Raw genomic sequence first — 18821 nt, forward strand, 5'->3', positions numbered from 1 at the left:
CGATTAGGGCGTGCAGGTACGTATGGGATAGCGAACTGAAGGCGGGCGTTACTGGTCGGTCAGGAAATTAGCCGGCCACAGGATGAGCTGGGGGAAGATGGCCAGCATGACGATGGCAACCACCATGACCACGTAGAGCGGCACCGCGGCCTTCACGATTTTCTCCATCGGCAACCCGCTGACATAGGACGCCGCGAACAGGCAGACGCCGACAGGCGGCGTGACCAGGCCAACGGCAAGGGCAGCAACGAGGAAGACGACGAAGTGGATGGGATCCACACCGGAGGACACGGCCGCCGGCATGAGCACCGGTGTGCAAAGCAGGATGGCTGCGACTTTGTCCATCACGGTTCCGATGACGATCAGGATCAGGCCGATCAGTAGCATGACGATGGTGGGGTCAGTGCTGACGCTCAGCAGCCAGCTGCTGACCTTTGCAGGCAGCCCGTCAATGGTGAAGATGTAAGAGGCGACGCCGGCGATCATGGCGATGAGCAGGATGGTCCCGGTGGTGAGGCCGGCGTCCACGATCATCTTGGGCATCTGGCGCCACTTCATGTCGCGGTAGACGTAGACGCCTACCAACAGACTATAGAAGACGGCGATGGCGGCCGCCTCCGTGGGCGTGACGAGCCCGCTGAACATGCCGACCAGGATGATCACCGGGCCGCCCATGGCCGGGATTCCCTCAAGGACGATCCTAAGGCCCTTCTTGAAAGGCGTCCTTGAGACCTCGCCGTAACCATGGCGTGCCGACAGGAAGAAATTCACAAGCATCAGGACGATGATCAGGACAATGGATGGTCCAAATCCTCCCGCGAGTGCCGCGCCTACCGAGACGTTCGCGGTTGATGCGGCGATGATCATGAGAATGCTCGGCGGTATCAGTGAGGACAGGGTAGCGGTAACCATGGTCATTGCTGCCGCATAGGGCCGCGGGTACTTATGGTCCGTCATGGCCTTGATCTCGATCTTGCCAAGGCTGACAATGTCGGCAACCGAGGAACCGGAGATGCCCCCGAAGATCGCGCTCGATGCGATGTTCACTTGTCCGAGGCCGCCGCGGAAGCGGCCGAAAATGACTTCGGCGCCACGGAAGATGCGGTCCGAAATACCCCCTCCGGACATGAGGTTACCGGCCAGGACGAACAAGGGGACAGCAACCAGCAGGAAGCTGTTCATGGAACTCATCATGGACTGCGGCAACAGGTCGAGGGGGATATCGAAGATCAGCAGCGTGGCGATGACGCCGATGCCGAGTGAGACTGAGAGCGGAACCCCCAGCAGCAACAGGAGGAGGAAAATGCCCAGCAGGGTCAGGCTCATGCGATCATCTCTCCTTTGAGGATCCTCTTACGCATATACGGGGAGAAGTAGACGGTCGTGATGTGGGCGACGATGGCGAGTGCCGCGCTGATCACAAGGGGCAGGGTTACCAGGAACATCTTCAGTCCCAGGGCAGGACTGGACTCTCCGGCGGCGTACTGCTGCAGCATCAGTTCCACCGTCTTGTAGAGCAGGACACTGAAGAACACGGTCCCGCAGATGGCGTAGAGATGCATGCTGACTTGCTTAAGCCAGGCTGGTCCCCACGCCACCGCGAAGTTCACCCGCGGGTGCACGGCGGCCCGGAACCCTGCTGCCATTCCCAGGAAGGTGGTGTCCATGAACAGGAAACGGGTCAGTTCCTCGGTCCAAGGCAGCGAGGCTCCCATCTGCCGGCTGACCATCTGGGCAGCAAGGCTGAACAGCATCGCGCAAATCCCGACGAAGAGGAGAGCATCCACGGCCTTCCAGATCAGACCCAGAGGTTCCGCAACTTCGCCTACCGGAACCACCTTGGTGCCATCTTCGGCCGCCTGGTGTTCGGCCCCCCGGGTTGGAGTGGTTCCTTCATCATGCACTGAACTCGTCACCTTAGCGTCCGAGGAATTCAAGGCTTGACTGAACGAATTCCTTGCCCACCTTGTCCTCAAGCTCGGGGTAGACCTTCTGCGCTGCCGCCCGGAACTTTTCCCTGGCTTCGGGCGTCAGCTCGTTGATCTTCACGCCTTCGCCCTTCAGCTTTTCGAGGGTCTTGGTGGCTTCGTCGGTGTCGTACTTTGTCTTGAAGTCAGCGGTCTCGTCTGCAGCTTCCTGCAGGACCTTCCGGGTGTCCTCATCAAAGGAGTCCCACTTCTTCTTGCTGAACCCGAGGACGAGGCCGTCGGAGATGTGGCCCGTCAGGGAGAGGTAGTCCTGGACTTCGAAGAACTTGTTGTTGACTGGAACTTCCAGAGGGTTTTCCTGGCCGTCGATAGTGCCCAGCTGCAGGGCGGTGTAAACCTCTTTGAAGTCCATCGGCGTCGGGTTGGCCCCCACTGAGCCAAAGAACTTAACCCAGAGGTCATTCTGCGGTACGCGGAGCTTCAGGTCCTTGAAGTCCTCGGGCTGGGTGATGGGACGCACCGAGTTGGTGGTGTGCCGCGGAGTACGGGTCAGCATGGACACGCCCTTGATGCCCAGCTTGTCCAGGGAGCCCAGCAGTTCCTTGCCCGGCTCGCCTTCAAAGTACTTGGTGACCTCCTCCGAGTCCTTGAAGAGGTAGGGAAGGCTGACGGCATTCATCTTTGGTTCGAAGGATGCGTATACCGAGGTGGACATGATGGTCGAGTCCAGCGTGCCGTTTCCAAGCAGGTTGACGGCTGCGTTCTGGTCGCCGCCGAAGAGGGTGCCGTCGGGGAACGTCTCGACCTTGACCTTGCCGTCGCTTAGCTCGGCAACCTTCTCGGCGAAGTGCTTTGCGGACACACCCATGGAAGAGGCTGCCGGGTCGCCGAGGCCAAGTCGGACGGTGGTGCTGGACCCGCCGGCGCCGGTCGCCCCGCCCCCGCCGCAACCGGTAAGGACAGTAGTAACGGTGAGTGCAACGGCCACAGCTGCGGTGGCCAGGATGCGCTTTGGCATCTGATTCTCCTTTGAATACTTGCTGGTTCCTGGCCTACACGGACAGGGGTACTGATGCTTTGATGGCAGTGAGTAAGGCGCTCTGGGCTGTGCGGATAAGGTCGAGAAGGGCGTCCAGGTACACGCCTACAGAACAGAGTGGAAGATCGCGGTACAAGTGGAACCGGTACACTTTTTTACCACAGGGCGGGTGCGGCTGTAAACCTTCTAGGAGCGGATGCCCGCTTGGAATTACTTCGAGAGCTGCAGCCGGGCGACGCTGGACCGTTCGACCAGTTCGGCGGCTACGCGGATGACGTTGGGTTTTCCCGAGGTCTTGCCCTGCGTGTTGGACAAGGCGAGCTGCACGGAGTGCCGGGCGAGCAGATCTATGGGCTGCCTGACGATTGTCAGGGCAGGGGTCATGAGTTCCGTCCAGGGTGAATCTTCAAACACGATGACGGATAGGGTGCGGGGAATGTCGATTCCGGCGTGGGAGAGGCGCCGCAGAACTTCGGTTACCTGGGCGGTGTTTGCCACCACCAAGGCGGTGGGCGGGTCCTCGATATTGAGCAGCGCGGACGCGGCGTCTCCTCCTGCTGGACCGCGGAACGCGGCGTGCCGAATGAGGAGCTCATCCTGCTCCAGGCCGGCTGTTTCCAGAGCTTGCCGGTAGCCGGCGATCCGGTCCCTTCCGGTAGTTGAGGCAGCCGGCCCGGAGATGATCCCGATGCGGCGGTGGCCGTGAGCCGCGAGGAGTGCTGTGGCGGACCGGGCGGATTCAAAGTTGTCGATACTCACAACGTCAACTTCGGGCAGCGAAGGTATGGAGCGGTCGACAAAAACCACATCAGTTCCCAGGTCCTGAAGCTGCTTCCAGATCGCCAGGTTGTTGCCGGTAGGGGTCGCGATAATCCCGCTGACCCTGCGTTCGATCAGTGTCGCCAGACGCTCCGACTCCAGCTGGTCATCCTCCTGCGTGGTCATCAGCAGCACCTGGATTCCGCGGGCGTGCGCCTCCTGCACCACCTGGTCGGCGAGTCGGGCGAAAAAGGGATTGGAGACGTCGGCGAGCAGCAGCCCCAGCGTAGTAGGCGGGCCAAACTTAAGCTCCCTAGCCGCCGTGCGGGGGTGGTAGCCCAGGTTCTTCATGACGTCGTTCACCCTGCTGCGGGTAGCTGCAGCGACCGGACCTGAGCCCGGATTCAGCACCCGGGAGACTACTGCAACGGACACCCCGGCCGCCTGGGCAACATCGCGGATGGTCGGTTGTTTCTGCACGCCTACTCCTTTGTCTGGCACTTCCTGGACATCTTGGAACCTTTTTCAGCCTAGGGCTTGACCTTGGGCCTGCCGCTGTGACATAAAAGTGTACCGGTTCCACTCATTTTACCTTAGTTCGATCCCGGTTGGTCTGAGCCTCCCTACCAATGGCGGCGAGCCGCACGGTGAAAAGTAGAGCCCCCAAAAGCTGCGGTTAATCCCAGACCAGCCCGCATCCCTTCCGGAACAGCGCCGTATCCCTTGAAAGGCAACCCATGAATCTGCACCATCTCCTGACCCAGCGCGAGGCCGACGGAAAGCCCATCCGGGTCGGCCTGATCGGCGCCGGACGCTACGGGACGATGTACCTGGCCCAGGCAAACAACATCCCAGGCATCCACGTCGTCGCCATCGCAGACATCAACGTCAAACGCGCCGAAGGTGCTTTTGAACTCGTTGGATGGCCCAAAGACCAGGTCGCCCCCGACATAGCAACCGCCCTGAGGGACCGCTCCACCGCGATCGTGGCCAACGCCGACGAGCTCTTCGACGTCGACATCGACATCATCGTGGAAGCCACCGGCAACCCCATCGTCGGTGTCAAGCACGCACTGCGTGCCATCGAAACCAAAAAGCACATCATCATGGTCACGGTTGAAGCCGACGCCCTGGCAGGGCCCGCCCTGGCCAAACGGGCGGAAGCAGCCGGCGTTGTCTACTCGATGGCATACGGCGACCAGCCGGCCCTCATCATGGAACTCGTCGACTGGGCCCGCACCAGCGGATTCGACGTCGTCTGCGCCGGCAAGGGCGCCAAGTTCCTCGAGCACTACCACGAGATGAACCCGGACAACGTCTGGGAGAACTGGGAATTTTCCAAGGAGCTCACCGACTCCGGACAGCTGAACCCGAACATGCATACCTCGTTCCGGGACGGCACCAAAGCCGCCATCGAAATGGCCGCCGTCGCCAACGGGGCGGGCCTGGTCCCCTCTGACACCGGGCTGACGTTCACGCCCGGAAACGTGGAGGAAATCGCCTCAATCTGCCGCCCCGCCGACGTCGGAGGAGCCCTCGCACACGAAGGCACTGTCGACGTCATGTCCAGTGTCAACCGCGACGGCACCTGGATCCCCCACAACACCCAGGAAGGCGTGTTCGTCGTCGTGAAAGCCACGAACGACTACGTCTCCGGCTGCTTCAACGAATACCCCTGGCACCCGGACCCCACCGGCCAGTACGCCGCCCTCTACCGCCCCTACCACTACGTCGGCCTGGAACTGAACGTATCAATCGCCAACGCCGTCCTGCGCGGAATCTCCACGGGTTCGCCCATCGGGTTCTTCGGCGACGTTGTCGCCACCGCCAAGAAGGACCTTAAAGCCGGTGAATTCCTCGACGGCGAAGGCGGATACACCGTCTGGGGCCAACTCGTTTCCGCGAAGCACTCCGTCACCACCGGCGCACTGCCGGTCGCGCTTGCCCACCACGTGGAACTGCGCAATGACGTAGCCAAGGGCGGAATCGTCCGCTGGGAAGACGTCATCATGGACGACTCGCTCGCCCAGGCCCTCGAACTGCGCCGCGAAACCGAGGCCCTTGCCCTCGATTCGGTTCCGGCACCATGATCGACCGGCGCTCATTCCCCGGGGCTGCCGGAGCCGCCCCCGGAAACGTCGTCACTCTCAGCTGAGTCCAAGCTACACCCTGCGGATGTTCGCGCGGACCGACGGATTATGACCGCCGGTCCGCGCCTGCATCTCCAGACCCTCACGTCCTCAAAGGCACCCGTAACACAAGGAGAACCTCACGATGACCATCGTCGTCACTGCAGCTTTTAGCCCCAAGGAAGGCGCCTTCGACCAGGTCGTAGCCGCCCTCTCCCCCGCAATCAGCGAAGTCCACCAGGAACCCGGCTGCCTGCTCTACGCGATCCATGAAGCCCCGAAAAACCAAATCCTCATGATAGAGAAATGGGAATCAGCTGAGCTGCTCGACGCCCATGGCGAAGGCGAACCGGTTAAACGCCTGAACGCCTCCCTCGAAGGCCTGCTGGAGAAGCCTGTCGTCGTGACCCGAATGGTTCCGATCCCCGCAGGAACAGCACAACAGGGCGCGCTGTAGTGTGTGGCCCCATAGTCGTCATGGGCGTGTCTGGTGCAGGTAAGACTGCGGTAGGTGCCGCGCTGGCAGCAAGACTCGGGGCAGCCTTCAAGGACGCTGATGACCTGCACCCCGTACCTAACGTCGAAAAGATGACAGCTGGCATACCGCTCACCGACGAGGATAGATGGCCCTGGCTTCGCCTGGTCGGCAAAGAACTCGCCGCCCAACACCCCCAAGGGATCGTGGTGGCCTGTTCGGCCCTCAAACGCGCCTACCGTGACGCTATCCGCGAAGCCGCTCCCTCCACCAGGTTCATCCTCTTAAAGGTCGACCCATCCGTACTGCAGGAGCGGCTGGTCCAGCGCCCAGGACACTTCATGCCTCCATCCCTCCTCACCTCACAGCTGGAGACACTCGAGACCCTTGAAATAGCCGAAGCCGGAATGACAGTGACATCCGAAGGCGGCATCGAAGCACTCACCGATCAGATTCTCGCAAACCTGCGCCAAGTACATCTCGCAGTACCGGCCGGTACCGATCAGGACGAAAGATGAGCTCCTAATCCGAGGCCCCCGGCGCCATGGTACGTCAACTCAAGGACACCCAACTTAACGAACGACGCGCGCTTGGACTCCAGAAACAGTCGGAATTGGTTCTCCCGCACGAAAGAGAAGAAGCCTGCTGCCACCATCCACAGCCGCTGACGATTCTCATAGGTTATCCACCGCTACTGCTGCCAGGGACCTACCCAAAGGCTCCCAATCCAAGCCGTGGATAACCTGAATTTACCCCAGCTATAGACGGATTGAGTCGTCCCCAGTTCCGGCCGCGTGATCAGCAAGTACGGGTTTGCCGGGCCCAGACAAGTTAACGGAATATCCATTATCGGCGCTTCAAAATGGGCGGGGGAAAGGTCAAATAAGGGGGGTCAACCGTCTCATCGACGGCAAACGCGAGCACGGGTTAATCCCGCGCTCCCCATAACTTCCGGTCCCGGGCCTGCCTCCCGCAATGAGTCGCCCGGGGCCGGATTCCCAACCATCTCGCTGGCTGGGCGCTTTAGCCTTTGGCGTCGAGTCCGGCCTGCGAAGTGAGCTCGGTCAGCCACGGCCGGTGTTCGCGGTGGAATGTGATGCCCTCCGGCAGGCCCTGCACTGACGTCCCAGTGTGGGTGATGTCAATGGTAATCCGGCCGCCGGCCAGAGGTGCGTTGGTAATGTGCAGGTCCCCGTAGGTCTCCGGCAGGGCAGGATCCATCCAGAAGCCGCCCCGCGAAACGTGGGCGTCGTAGCGCATCAGGCTGGTGATCAGCATGATGGGGGTGGTTGCCGCCCACGCTTGGGGTGAGCAGGCGGTGGGGTACGGCACCGGTTCGGTCACCTGTTCTCGGCTGAAACCGCAGAACAGTTCCGGGAGTCGTCCGTCGGAGTAGTCCGCCGCTTCAAGCAGGGCAGTCGCGATCCGTTGCGCTTCCTCCACGAATCCGTAGCGCATGAGGCCCGCCGCGATGATGGCGTTGTCATGCGGCCAGACAGACCCGTTGTGGTAGCTTGCCGGGTTGTAGGCGCCCATGTCCGTGGCAAGGGTCCGGACGCCCCATCCGCTGAACATCTCCGGCGACATCAGCCGCTCGGCCACCAGCGGCACCTTGTCATCGTCAACGATGCCGTGCCACAGGCACTGGCCCATGTTTGAGGCGCAGGCGTCCACTGGGCGTTTCCTGCCGTCCAGTGCTACAGCGAAGTAGCCGCGTTCCGGCAGCCAGAATGCCTCGTTGAACTTCTTCTTCAGCGCCGCCGCCTCTTCGGTGAGCTGCACTGCCAAAGGCGCGTCGCCGCCGTCGTACGCCATCCAAGCCCGCGACAGGAGCGCTGAGTACACCAGCGCCTGCACCTCGCAAAGGGCTATGGGCGGCTCGGCCAGGGTGCCGTCGGCGAAGTTGATGCCGTCCCAGGAGTCCTTCCAGCCCTGGTTGAGCAGGCCCTGGTCATTGAGGCGGGAGTACTCAACGAAGCCGTCTCCGTCCTTGTCGCCGTAGTTCCGGACCCAGGCCAGCGCGCGGTCCGCGTTGGGCAGGAGGGCGGCGATAGTGTCCTTCGCGAAGCCCCACCGGCTGACGGAGGCCAAGGTCATCACGAACTGCGGGGTGGCGTCCACGCTGCCGTAATAAACCGACTTGCCGCCCAGAGCCAGCCCGGAGGACACCCCCAGCCGTACCTCGTGGAGGATCTTCCCGGGTTCCTCCTCACTCACCGGGTCCACCACTTTGCCCTGGCGGTCAGCCAGGGTCTGCAAGGTCCCAAGAGCCAGTGACGGGTCCACAGGAAGGGCCATTTCGGAAGCCCACAGCGAGTCACGCCCAAACAGCGTCATGAACCACGGCGCTCCCGCGGCCACCACAATCCGCTCCGGATGCGCAGGGTCCTCGATCCGAAGTGCGCCGAGATCGTCGTAACTGCGCCGCAGCGTACGCTCGATCGACCGGTTGGTCATCTGCAGCCTGGGGATCTTGGCGACCCACTCCTGGTGCCGCCGCTCGCTCGATGAAGTGCCATGCCGGGCAGGGCGAGAAACGTTGTGCTGCCCGGCCGGTGAGACGCTCAGCCGCGTGCCCCAATGGCCGTAACCGGGCACCATCGCCTGGTACGTAAGCGCGCCGGCCGTGGCTACGGCCCCGCGTCCCCGCACCAGGACAGCCTTCCGCAGGTCCTGCCAGACCGCGCTGATAATCAGGGAATCGCCGTCGGCTCCACGGACGACCTCCCAGCGCCGCTGGACCCTCGCTTCCTTTACCTCGAACAGGTCCGCGAAGTCCGAATCGACGCCGACGGAGATGCTGCACTCCACAGGGTCCCCGGAGTAGTTGCGAATAGTGATTTCCTCAACCACTCCGGCAGCCACTTCCCGCAGTCGCTCGACAATCAGAGGGCTGTCCGCGTATCCATCCCCGCGCGGAACGCGGCCGATGAACAGCGCGCGGTAGGGTTCCTTCGTTTCGGCGGCCAGCGGCTCGAGCGACTGGCCGTTCACCGTCATGCTCCACCCGGACAGGATTCGGGTGTCCTCGTGGAACACGCCGTGGGGAAGTTCCGGATCGATGTCGCCGTTGGCGGCGGAGATGCAGAAAGATGAGCCTTCCACCAGCGTTACAGTTCCCGCCCCCACAGGCCCCGCCGCTGTGTCTGAATTCCATCCAGCCATGTCCGCTCCTTTGACGGCTACGACCGTTCCCGGCGGAATAGACGCTACGCCTCAGGCAGGGCTGATGAAAGGGGCGTTCGCAGCAGCGGCAGGACGTCATGGAGCACATCCTTGTCAACGGCCCTGGTACGCCTCCGACAATCTCCAGCAGGTGGGTGTCGTCCAGCAGCCGCGCGTCGTCAACCGAGCACCGCACGGCTCGAACACGTCGTTGGAACAAACTCGTCAACTTGAAGCACACCCCAACCATACAAAGGTCTCCTCGCCTGGTCTGCTAGCAGTGGGCATCTCCGCTCTACTGCGAATACGTAGCTTCCGCCCACAGCAGGGGACAATTCTCATCCGTTATCCACCGCTACTGCTGCCAGGGAGACTGATGAGGCGTGGGCACTCACCTCGAGCCCCGAGGCAAAGACTTGGAGCCGGCGCCGAATTCTGGCGATCCAGTCCTGCTTCCAGGTGGCATGGGTAGGAGGTGTAACAGCCGGCTCGCTCGGCGGTGCGCTGATCCCGAGGACGGTGGTTGGTCTGGATTTCGCGCTTACGGCGTTTTTTCTTGTACTGGGCATGGACGCCTACCGCATCCGCAAAAGCGTCCCGGTCCCTCTGGTCGCCCTCGTATGCGCGGTTGCGGGAAACCGGGTTTTCGGTGAAGGCATGCTCGTCGCGGCGATGACGATGTTCGTCGTCTTCCTCATCCTCCGTTACACGCTCCGTGGAAGGAAACGCTGACGTGCCTGAGCCAACTTACATTCTTGCCGCTGTCCTGGTCTCATCAGCCATTACGTGGGGCGCTGCGGGCAGTACCGTTCGCCGTGCTGGTGCCCATCCGGCACAGCAAGCTGCTGCCCTACCTCAACGAGAACATGCCTGTCGGGATCATGACCATCCTCGTTGTCTACACCGTCCGTCACGTTCCGCCCTCACTCACCCACCTCACCCTCGCTGCAGCCGGAGGGCTTGCAGTGACAGCTACCCTTCACCTGTGGCGCCGGAACGCAATTCTGAGCGTTCTTGGCGGAACAGCTCTCCACGTCACACTTGCCTCGGCTTTGCCCACACTGGGATAACTGCCCGTCAGCCTGATACCCGCTCCCCCTTTAGCGCCGAAGGCGCAGAGCGAAGGCGTTAGCCCCGACAATAAGGACTATCCCGGCCCATTTCACCGCGCCCAGTTCCTCATCGAGTGCGATGGCTCCGATGGCCGCAGCGAACACAGGATTGATACTCATGAGTACGCCAAAGATGTGGGCCGGGACGCTCCGCAGCGCTACCAAGTCGGCAATGTACGGCACGACGGACGCCAGGAGTCCAGCGACGATGGCACAAAGGACCATGGTGGCGTCGGGCCTTTGAGTGATTAAGATGGTGAGCCCGATGGGGAGGAACAGTGCGGCTGACACTCCGGTCGCGGTGGCAGTTCCCTGGACGCCCGGTATCCGGTTACCTACCGTTCTGTTCAGCAGGATGTAGGCAGCCCAGCTCGATGCCGCGATGAGTGCAAGACCGATTCCCGCGTAGTCCGTGGAAGCCTCGGGCTGTGTGATGGCAACAACGCCCGCACCAGCAATGGCAGCACAGAACATGCTGCCTTTATTTCTGGTTGTGGCTAAGGCAACTGCTAGAGGCCCAAGGAATTCCAGCGTCACGGCAAGTCCCAGACCGATCCGCTCGATGGCCGCGTAGAGCGAAAGATTCATCGTTCCGAAGACTAAGGCGAGCAGAAGTATCGGCCACCATTGCGAAAGCGTGAAATCCCGAACTCTTGGCCGGACCAGCGGCAGAAGTACCGCGGCAGCAACAAGTTGACGAACTGCAACAACACCGACGGGGCCCACTGCCGAAAAAGCCATCGAGCCACTGGCCGCACCCAATTGGTTTGAGAGCGCACTTGCTACGAGCGTGGCCGTTGCCCGCCCCTGACGCCCTTTCCCTGCTTTATCCATGAATGGATTCTCCGCAACGGCCCCACTCCCCCATAATGCATAAGTGCGCCAACTGATGCAGATCCTGCATGAATAGACTGGTGGCCATGGACTTCGAGATACGCCACCTGAGATCTTTCCTCAGGGTTACAGAGGCTGGGACGTTCACCGACGCGGCCATTGAGCTGGGTATTTCCCAGGCCGCTGTTTCCCGGAACGTCGCTGCTCTTGAACGGGCACTAGGAGTCCGGTTGCTGGTGCGGACCACCCGCAGCGTGGAACTCACTCCCGCGGGGAAGCGCGTGATAGGTCGCGCCCGACATGCCCTGTCTGCGCTGGAGGATCTTCAGCGTGAAGCGTCCTCCTCCAAGAGCACCGTAAGGATTGGATATGCGTGGTCTGCCCTGGGCAGATACACCCCTGAGTTCCAACGCCGGTGGACCGCCGCCTTCCCCGACAAAGACCTGCTGCTCATCAGGACAAACACCCCTACTGCAGGGCTGGCCGAAGGAACAACCGATCTTGCAATCCTGCGCCGCACCCCGGAACCAGGAACCCTCGACTTCGTCCTCACCGGATACGAGAAGCGCTACTGCGCAATGGCAATTGAGGACCCCCTGGCAGCCAAGCGAACTGTCACGCTCGCCCAGGTCAGAGATGCCACGGTGGCCATTGATCTACGTACCGGAAGCACCCGCCTGGACCTCTGGCCCGAAGGAAAGCAACCCGTTCAGACGGTAATCACCAATGACGTGGACGACTGGCTAACGGTCATCGGCAGCGGTAAAGCCCGGGGCATAACCGCCGAATCCACCGCCCAACAATACCGAAGGGCCGGCCTGGTCTACCGGCTCGTCCGCGACGCGCCGCCCGTCCCCGTCTACCTAGCTTGGTCGAAAACCGACCCTCCCGCACTCAAAACCGAGGCGGCCGAACTCATCCGCAGCCTATACAAAGCGCTAGAAATAACGCACGGGGCCGGGAGCTTGTACAGATAAAGCACACCCATAGCTGACACAATCCTTTGCTTGGTCTCACCAACAACGGAATTGATCTACGTCAAACCGAGAAGTCCGGTCCGCCCGCCCAGAGCCGGGGACAATTCTCGTAGGTTATCCACCGCTCCCCCCAGCCATGGACGGATTAGAGTCGCCACCGGTTCCGGCCCGCGTGGTCAGCAAGCACGGGTTTGCCCTGCCGAGGCAGGTTGACGGAATATCCATTATCGGCGTTTGAAAACAGGCGGGGGAGGGGCTTGCTGCACTCGTTTGGGCCTGGCGGCGCAGTCGAAGAATGGTGACGAGACTAGCTTCGAGAATTCCCATCTTATGGAAGCCGGACATTTCGACGTATTCGTGTTCCACCTTGACAGTTCAGCGTCGTGAGAACGTTAGGGGTTAGGTTCACTGGTGGATGCCATGTTCTCTTTCATCTTGGGCAATATCGTGTATCGCTGCCAGAGAGTGATCGGCGCGACCGCCTAGCGTGTTTGCATCCCGCTCCTTGAGCCGTCGTCGTACGAGTGGCCAGAAGACGATCAGCACTGACACAGAAATAAGGCTCATCCACACCTGGGAGCGGCTTGCATCGTCGATGAGTAGCATCACAACGATCACGCCCGCGACCCCAGCGAGTGTGAGGATGCCGAGCCAGGGATGCAGCCACATTTTCAGCTTCAGGCCAGCGCGCTCTTCCGCCGTCATCTTATGGCGGATCCGCATTTGCGTAGTTGCGATGAATGCGTAGACGAACAGCGCCACGAGCCCGGCGGAGTTCATGATGAAATCGAAGATTCCTGACTCCGGGGCGAGGAAATTCACCAGCACGGCCGCGTAGCCACCGACGGTCGATGCCAGCACCGCGAAGATAGGCACACCTGCTTTCGACTGCTTGGCGATGATACGTGGAGCAAGCCCCTTCGCGGCGAGTGAGGAAAACATTCGCGCTGCCGAGTAAAGACCGGAATTGAGCACTGAGCAAACGGCAGTAAGGATGACGGCACTCATTATGAGCGAGGCGCCCGGTAGCCCGAAGAGGCCGAAGATGTAGGCGAATGGTGCGACTTCTTTCGGGCTCGGGAGCTGGTTCCAGGGAACGATGGTAACGATGAGCAGCACAGCGCCAACGAAGAACAGCAGGATGCGCCAGACAATGGTGATGGTGGCCTGGCGGATGCCCTTGGCGGGGTCCTCGGACTCGGCTGCTGCCATGACGGCGATTTCAGTGCCGAAGTACGAAAAGATCACAATCGCTACGCCGCTTATTACCGGCCACATTCCGTTGGGAGCAAAACCGCCGTGTGCCCAAAGGTTAGGAATCGAGAACGTAGCGTTCGCCCAGAGCCCTAATGCGAATAAAGTTCCGAAGGCCAGGAACACGATGATTGCGATTACTTTAATGCTCGCGAGCCAGAATTCGACTTCGCCGAAGGAACGCACTGATACCAGGTTGGTGGTCGTGAATATGAGCAACAGGACAACGGAGAAGAGCCACTGTGGAATTGCTGGGAACCAGCCGGTGAGGATCGCGCCGCCGACGACAGCTTCGAATGCGATGACGCCTACCCAGAAGTACCAGTAGAGCCAGCCCACTAGGTACCCTGCCCATTCGCCGAGGCCGACTCGGGCATACTCCATAAATGAGCCGATTGTCGGTCGCGCGGCAGCCATCTCACCAAGCATCCTCATCGTGAGCAGCACGAGCACTCCGCCGATTAGGTACGACAGAACAGCCGCGGGTCCGACGGCACGGACGATGTTTCCCGAGCCGACAAACAAGCTGGCACCGATAATACCGCCAAGCGTAATCATGGTGACGTGACGCGACCGAAGTTTCTTATGCCCCGATGCCGGGTCTTCCGTTGAGCCGGACTCGTTCATGCTGACGTCTCTCCACTTTGTTAGTCTCTACAAGGGCAAACCCGTAATGCCGCCCACATACAGCATCGTGATCCGCACCGAGAAGATAAATGGCTGCGTGCATAATATGACGCATAGTCAGCGGTATGTCTACCCGATTTTTTGTAAAATTGATAGTGAATAAGTAGGAACGGCTGGCTCAGCTTCGGGCGATCGGCGGCAGGTCGGTCGTGACCTTGAGGGCTCGTACGGTGCCGCCGGTGGCGGCGAGCCAGCATCCGGCCATCATCAGCGGGGAACCGATCAGCACATCCTCAAAGAAGAATGGGCCTACGCCAAGGCCTATGGCTCAGAAACCGAACGCCAAGCGTGCTACCCCGCCTCATCGACTACTACAATCGCCACAGGCCCCAGACCGCACTCAAGGCGCCTCACCCGCCAGCCCCGTCACCAACCAACTGGGTTATTACAGCTAGCGCTCATCGCACTGGCCGTCCTGTGCACGGCGCTGGCGTTCATCACCTTCTTTGCGCTGGATCGCGCGCGTGGGCACCGTGCGGGTCATTTAGGCCACACCCCAACCTGACGACGATGGTCGTGACGTGTCTTGCGATTTCCACTCTGGCTTTCAGAACCAGAGTGCACATGAGGCTGCCGCGGCCCACGACCGGGGACAATTCTCAGAGGTTATCCACCGCTACTGCTGCCAGGGAGCTACCCTAAAGGCTCCACTTCCCAGCCGTGGATAACCGGAATTGACCCCAGCGGTGGACCGCTCACGGTCTGCCTTGTAGACACGAAGCAAAGGCTGATCAAGGCATGGTCAGGTGACAGAAGATCAATTGTCTGCGTTTAACGGGAGTAGAAGTAGCTGCGAGAGCTTCCGTGCTTTGAGGAACCCCGCCATAACCGGAGCTCGAAGGGCTCAACGCCTGGGTGGACCGCTCGACTCGCGGGGCATGAGTGTGGGTAGCGATTTCCGGATTTTCGGTTCCTTGCCGGGGTTGACTATCAGATCTATGGCGTTCCCGGCGATCTGGTCCAGCGGGACGCGGACGGATGAGAGCGGGGTTGGGAGCCGGGCGGAGAGGGGTATGTCGTTATAGCCGACGAGCGCCAGGTCTTCTCCGACGGTGATGTGGAAGCGGTGCGCGGCGGCGATGATTCCCATGGCCAGGTTGTCGTTGGCCGCGAATATGGCGGTGGGGCGATGCTCGTTCCCGCCTAAGAGGGTTTCCCCGGCTGCGAACCCGTTTTCGATGCCGTAGCCGGCGGCGATCAGCCATTTGTTCGGCGGGTTGATGCCGGCTTCTGTCATGGCCCTACGGGCGCCGGCGAGGCGGGCGGTGCCTGTAGAGGTAAAGGACGGGCCTGTTGCCACGGCTATGTCCCGGTGGCCGAGATCGATGAGGTGGCGCACGGCAAGATACCCGCCGACCTCGTCGTCACCGAGCGAGGATGGGCTGAGCCCGTCTGTGCGCAGTACCAGGGCGTGGGCAACCTTTCTTTGGCGAAGCATGTCTGGCAGTTCATCGTCGAGCCGGGCCGTTGCAAGGATCAATCCGTCGACGTTGCGGTCCAGCAGAGTCTCCGCCGCCCGGCGTTCATCTTCGGGGTCGTCCCCACTCGTAGCGACCATGGCGAAGTACCCGCGGGCGGATGCGGCCTTTTCGAGTTCTTCGAACATCAGGGCCATGACTGTGTCGCTCAGGCGGGGAACAAGGACGCCGAGGGTGCGGGTTTCGCCGCGGCGCAGGCTGGAGGCGAAAGAGTTCCTCCGGTACCCGAGCTCCTCGGCTATCTTCCGCACGTTCGCTGCCGCTGCCGAGCGGGAGGTGGTCCGCTCGTCGAGGGCGCGGCTGGCGGTGGAGATGCTCACGCCACTGGCTGCTGCGACGTCCTTAAGGGTGACAACATTCCCGGTGGCGGCCGGTTCCATGGCGGATCTCCTGGTCAGCAAAGGTGGTACAGACACTCTAATCCTCCTTTCTTGCAAACGTTCTCTTGACAGTGAGCTGCGACACGTGCAAAATTGAAAACGTTCCCGCAAACGTTCCCATAATAGCGGGACTACCGATCATCAAAGAAGACAAGAGGTAGCTGAAATGACACTCGATCTCCGCGGACTCAGCCCCGCACCTGTCACCCCGTTCACCGAAGATGGCGCTGTCGACTTCGCTGCGATCCAGCGTCTGGGTTCGTGGCTCGGATCGATTGAGGGCGTGAAGAGCCTCGTCGTCCTGGGGCACGCCGGCGAAGGCACGTTCCTTACCGAAGAGGAGCAGCTGGACGTTATCCGCGCGTTCGTGGCGTCGACCGACGTGCCGGTCGTGGCGGGCATCACGAAGGAGGGCAACAAGACCGCGGCCCTCGAGGCAAAGAAGGCCGTCGAGGCCGGCGCGTCAGCGGGTCTCGTCTACCCCTCGCACGGGTGGCTGCGCTTCGGATACCAGAAGGGCGCGCCGCAGTCGCGCTACCAGGAGATCTATGAAGAGTCCGGTCTGCCGCTGATCCTCTTCCAGTACCCCGACAACACCAAGGCGACCTATGACCTGGACACTCAGCTGGAGATCGCTGGCCAGGAGGGCGTCTTTGCCACGAAGAACGGTGTCCGGAACATGCGCCGGTGGTACACCGAGATCCCCGCGCTGCGCGCCGCCTACCCCGAGCTGCAGGTGCTGTCCTGCCATGACGAGTACCTGCTGCCGACGATGTTCGATGTCGACGGTTTGCTCGTCGGCTACGGCAACATCGCCCCCGAGCTGCTCGTCGAACTGATCGAGGCCGGCAAAGCGCAGGACTACCCGCGTGCACACGCCATTCATGAGCGGCTGCTCCCGGTGACCAAGAACGTTTACCACCGCGGTTCCCACATGGAGGGCACCGTCGCCTTGAAGTGGGGCCTTGTCAACCGCGGCATTTTGGACCACGCCACGGTGCGCACCCCGCTCCTGCCCCTGCCCGAGGGCGCCGATACCGAGATTGCGGAAGCCTTCGCTGCCGCAAACATCGGCAAGGTCACCGTCAGCGCCTGATCCCTTCTTCCCCGGATCCTCACGGGTGGCGGGCCGCCGCCCGCCACCCGTGCCCAACTCTTTACTCTCCACCCCGGTCATCGACGACCCAGCAATGTCGCTGTATAAGGAGGACTCGCCAATGCGCGAGCAGCAGAATAAGACCATCACCCACCCCGGAACCAGGGAAGACCAGATGGCAACCCAGCAAGAACACCAGGCCGAAGGCAGCACTAAAAAGCACCGCACCTTCCTGGGCTACCTTGCCCTCATGGGCCCGGCCTTTGTCGTCGGAGCCTGGCAGTTCGGCCCCGGAAACCTCACCACCGCCGTGCAGGCCGGAAGCCGGTTCGACTACACCCTCGTCTGGGTCATCGCCGTATCAACGATCCTCATGATCTTCTTCACCGACATGAGCGTCCGCCTCGGCATCGCGACTCCCGTCTCTTTGATCTCCTCGATCAAGGAACACCTCGGCAAATGGGTCGGTCTTCTCGCAGGATTCGGCGTCTTCGGCATCACCCTCATGTTCTCCGTCGGCAACGCCGTGGGCTCCGGACTCGGCCTGTCCTTGATATTCGGCGGCTCCCCAGTCATCTGGACCGTGGTCTGCACCGTCGCCGTCGGCATTGTCCTGGCCTTCAAAAACGTCTATGGCATCGTTGAAAAAGCGCTCCTAGTCATCGTCGTGCTCATGGGTCTGGCCTTCATCGCCAGCACCGTCGTTGCCCAGCCGGACTGGTACCGGTCCATGGCAGGCATGGTTCCGAGCCTGCCGGCCGGAAGTGAGATTCTCATTGTGGCCCTGGTCGGCACCAACTTCTCCATCAACGCCGCCTTCTACACCTCCTACGGCATCAAAGAACACCGCCGCACCCGCGCCGACTACCGCGACATCACCCTCGTCGACACCATCCCCGGCATCGTCGCACCCGGCATCATGACCGCCCTCGTCATCATGGTCGCAGCCGCCGTGCTCGGCAAAACCGGAGCCGAAGCAGGAACCATCAACGCCCTCGCCTCCATCTTCACCCCGTTGGCAGGCCCCACCGGGGCCATGGTGTTCGCCCTGGGACTCTCCGGCGCAGCGTTCTCCTCCATGATCGCCAACGCCACCGCAGGCGGCACCATGCTCTCCGACGCCATCGGCCGCGGCTCCAAAGCAGGGTCCCCCGCAGCCCGCATCTTCACCGGCATGATCCTGGCCTTCGGCCTGATTATCACCCTCTCATTCCAGTCCTCCCCCGTCGGACTAATCGTCATCGCCCAGTCCCTGACTGTCCTCATCGCACCCCTGCTCGGGGTCCTGATCGTCACCATGGCCAACAAAACCGCCCTCATGGGAGACCTACGCAACAAGTGGTGGCACAACCTCTTTGGAGCCATCGGCCTCCTCGCCATCATCGCTCTGTCCATTCGGCTGATTACCACACTGTTCGGCTAAACACGGCCAACAAAGTAGTGCGTGCAACAAAAGGGGGGGGGAAGAAGTTTTCTTCCCCTTCTCCCCACCGCCCCCCACTCTTCCC

Annotated in this window: 16 protein-coding genes; 8 read left to right on the top strand and 8 right to left on the bottom strand. The window is 61.5% G+C overall.

Going from position 1 to position 18821, the window contains the following annotated elements:
- Window positions 1-48 precede the first annotated feature (48 nt).
- From AC50X7_RS18110 to AC50X7_RS18125, 4 genes are all read right to left on the bottom strand, one after another.
- Window positions 49-1326 carry a TRAP transporter large permease gene (locus AC50X7_RS18110; RefSeq protein ID WP_494980278.1) on the bottom strand — a complete coding sequence of 426 codons (1278 nt, stop codon included), beginning with the start codon at window positions 1324-1326 and terminating at the stop codon, window positions 49-51.
- Complete coding sequence (locus AC50X7_RS18115; protein WP_494980279.1) at window positions 1323-1904, bottom strand: TRAP transporter small permease; 582 nt, start codon at window positions 1902-1904, stop codon at window positions 1323-1325. The genes AC50X7_RS18110 and AC50X7_RS18115 overlap by 4 nt, the downstream gene beginning before the upstream one ends.
- Before the next feature lie 13 nt (window positions 1905-1917).
- Window positions 1918-2946 (bottom strand): DctP family TRAP transporter solute-binding subunit, encoded by a 1029-nt coding sequence (locus tag AC50X7_RS18120; RefSeq protein WP_494980280.1) that lies wholly within the window; start codon window positions 2944-2946, stop codon window positions 1918-1920.
- Window positions 2947-3177: 231 nt separating this feature from the next.
- The gene (locus tag AC50X7_RS18125) at window positions 3178-4206 is read right to left on the bottom strand and encodes a LacI family DNA-binding transcriptional regulator (RefSeq protein ID WP_494980281.1); all 1029 of its coding nucleotides are present in this window, start codon (window positions 4204-4206) and stop codon (window positions 3178-3180) included.
- A 257-nt stretch (window positions 4207-4463) separates the two neighbouring features.
- On the opposite strand from AC50X7_RS18125, the gene AC50X7_RS18130 reads away from it, so the two are divergent.
- From AC50X7_RS18130 to AC50X7_RS18140, 3 genes are all read left to right on the top strand, one after another.
- Entirely contained in the window at window positions 4464-5816 is a 1353-nt protein-coding gene (locus tag AC50X7_RS18130; protein ID WP_494980282.1) for an NAD(P)H-dependent oxidoreductase, read from the top strand.
- 184 nt (window positions 5817-6000) lie between these two features.
- Window positions 6001-6312: a putative quinol monooxygenase gene (locus tag AC50X7_RS18135; RefSeq protein ID WP_494980283.1), complete on the top strand. Its 312-nt coding sequence runs from the start codon at window positions 6001-6003 to the stop codon at window positions 6310-6312.
- Between the two features lie 20 nt (window positions 6313-6332).
- Entirely contained in the window at window positions 6333-6848 is a 516-nt protein-coding gene (locus AC50X7_RS18140; protein WP_494980284.1) for a gluconokinase, read from the top strand.
- Between the two features lie 505 nt (window positions 6849-7353).
- Here the strand turns inward: AC50X7_RS18140 and AC50X7_RS18145 are convergent.
- A complete protein-coding gene (locus AC50X7_RS18145; RefSeq protein WP_494980285.1) occupies window positions 7354-9495 on the bottom strand; it encodes an amylo-alpha-1,6-glucosidase in 2142 nt (713 codons plus the stop codon).
- A 459-nt stretch (window positions 9496-9954) separates the two neighbouring features.
- On the opposite strand from AC50X7_RS18145, the gene AC50X7_RS18150 reads away from it, so the two are divergent.
- Both AC50X7_RS18150 and AC50X7_RS18155 read left to right on the top strand, forming a co-directional pair.
- Complete coding sequence (locus AC50X7_RS18150) at window positions 9955-10227, top strand: ABC transporter permease family protein (RefSeq protein ID WP_494980286.1); 273 nt, start codon at window positions 9955-9957, stop codon at window positions 10225-10227.
- Between the two features lie 83 nt (window positions 10228-10310).
- The gene (locus AC50X7_RS18155) at window positions 10311-10565 is read left to right on the top strand and encodes an AzlD domain-containing protein (protein WP_494980287.1); all 255 of its coding nucleotides are present in this window, start codon (window positions 10311-10313) and stop codon (window positions 10563-10565) included.
- A 30-nt stretch (window positions 10566-10595) separates the two neighbouring features.
- On the opposite strand, the gene AC50X7_RS18160 is transcribed toward AC50X7_RS18155, so the two are convergent.
- Window positions 10596-11195, bottom strand: coding sequence for an EamA family transporter (locus AC50X7_RS18160; RefSeq protein WP_494980288.1), 600 nt, complete (start codon window positions 11193-11195; stop codon window positions 10596-10598).
- A gap of 332 nt (window positions 11196-11527) precedes the next feature.
- Here AC50X7_RS18160 and AC50X7_RS18165 point away from each other — a divergent pair, with 332 nt between their 5' ends.
- Entirely contained in the window at window positions 11528-12418 is an 891-nt protein-coding gene (locus AC50X7_RS18165) for a LysR family transcriptional regulator (protein WP_494980289.1), read from the top strand.
- Between the two features lie 405 nt (window positions 12419-12823).
- On the opposite strand, the gene AC50X7_RS18170 is transcribed toward AC50X7_RS18165, so the two are convergent.
- Both AC50X7_RS18170 and AC50X7_RS18175 read right to left on the bottom strand, forming a co-directional pair.
- The gene (locus tag AC50X7_RS18170; RefSeq protein ID WP_494980290.1) at window positions 12824-14299 is read right to left on the bottom strand and encodes an amino acid permease; all 1476 of its coding nucleotides are present in this window, start codon (window positions 14297-14299) and stop codon (window positions 12824-12826) included.
- A 904-nt stretch (window positions 14300-15203) separates the two neighbouring features.
- Window positions 15204-16217 (bottom strand): LacI family DNA-binding transcriptional regulator, encoded by a 1014-nt coding sequence (locus AC50X7_RS18175; protein ID WP_494980295.1) that lies wholly within the window; start codon window positions 16215-16217, stop codon window positions 15204-15206.
- Between the two features lie 166 nt (window positions 16218-16383).
- Between AC50X7_RS18175 and AC50X7_RS18180 the strand changes: the two genes are divergently transcribed.
- A complete protein-coding gene (locus AC50X7_RS18180; protein WP_494980291.1) occupies window positions 16384-17313 on the top strand; it encodes a dihydrodipicolinate synthase family protein in 930 nt (309 codons plus the stop codon).
- Between the two features lie 121 nt (window positions 17314-17434).
- Window positions 17435-18736: an Nramp family divalent metal transporter gene (locus tag AC50X7_RS18185; RefSeq protein WP_494980292.1), complete on the top strand. Its 1302-nt coding sequence runs from the start codon at window positions 17435-17437 to the stop codon at window positions 18734-18736.
- Window positions 18737-18821: the final 85 nt, after the last annotated feature.

It is taken from the genome of Pseudarthrobacter sp. Hb11, assembly GCF_059383655.1.

Excerpts from the sequence above, each read along its gene's own strand:
- AC50X7_RS18110 (WP_494980278.1), bottom strand. The coding sequence starts at position 1,326 with ATGAGCCTGACCCTGCTGGGCATTTTCCTCCTCCTGTTGCTGCTGGGG.
- AC50X7_RS18120 (WP_494980280.1), bottom strand. The coding sequence starts at position 2,946 with ATGCCAAAGCGCATCCTGGCCACCGCAGCTGTGGCCGTTGCACTCACC.
- AC50X7_RS18130 (WP_494980282.1), top strand. The coding sequence starts at position 4,464 with ATGAATCTGCACCATCTCCTGACCCAGCGCGAGGCCGACGGAAAGCCC.
- AC50X7_RS18135 (WP_494980283.1), top strand. The coding sequence starts at position 6,001 with ATGACCATCGTCGTCACTGCAGCTTTTAGCCCCAAGGAAGGCGCCTTC.
- AC50X7_RS18140 (WP_494980284.1), top strand. The coding sequence starts at position 6,333 with ATGGGCGTGTCTGGTGCAGGTAAGACTGCGGTAGGTGCCGCGCTGGCA.
- AC50X7_RS18145 (WP_494980285.1), bottom strand. The coding sequence starts at position 9,495 with ATGGCTGGATGGAATTCAGACACAGCGGCGGGGCCTGTGGGGGCGGGA.
- AC50X7_RS18160 (WP_494980288.1), bottom strand. The coding sequence starts at position 11,195 with ATGAATCTTTCGCTCTACGCGGCCATCGAGCGGATCGGTCTGGGACTT.
- AC50X7_RS18165 (WP_494980289.1), top strand. The coding sequence starts at position 11,528 with ATGGACTTCGAGATACGCCACCTGAGATCTTTCCTCAGGGTTACAGAG.
- AC50X7_RS18170 (WP_494980290.1), bottom strand. The coding sequence starts at position 14,299 with ATGAACGAGTCCGGCTCAACGGAAGACCCGGCATCGGGGCATAAGAAA.
- AC50X7_RS18175 (WP_494980295.1), bottom strand. The coding sequence starts at position 16,217 with ATGGAACCGGCCGCCACCGGGAATGTTGTCACCCTTAAGGACGTCGCA.
- AC50X7_RS18180 (WP_494980291.1), top strand. The coding sequence starts at position 16,384 with ATGACACTCGATCTCCGCGGACTCAGCCCCGCACCTGTCACCCCGTTC.
- AC50X7_RS18185 (WP_494980292.1), top strand. The coding sequence starts at position 17,435 with ATGCGCGAGCAGCAGAATAAGACCATCACCCACCCCGGAACCAGGGAA.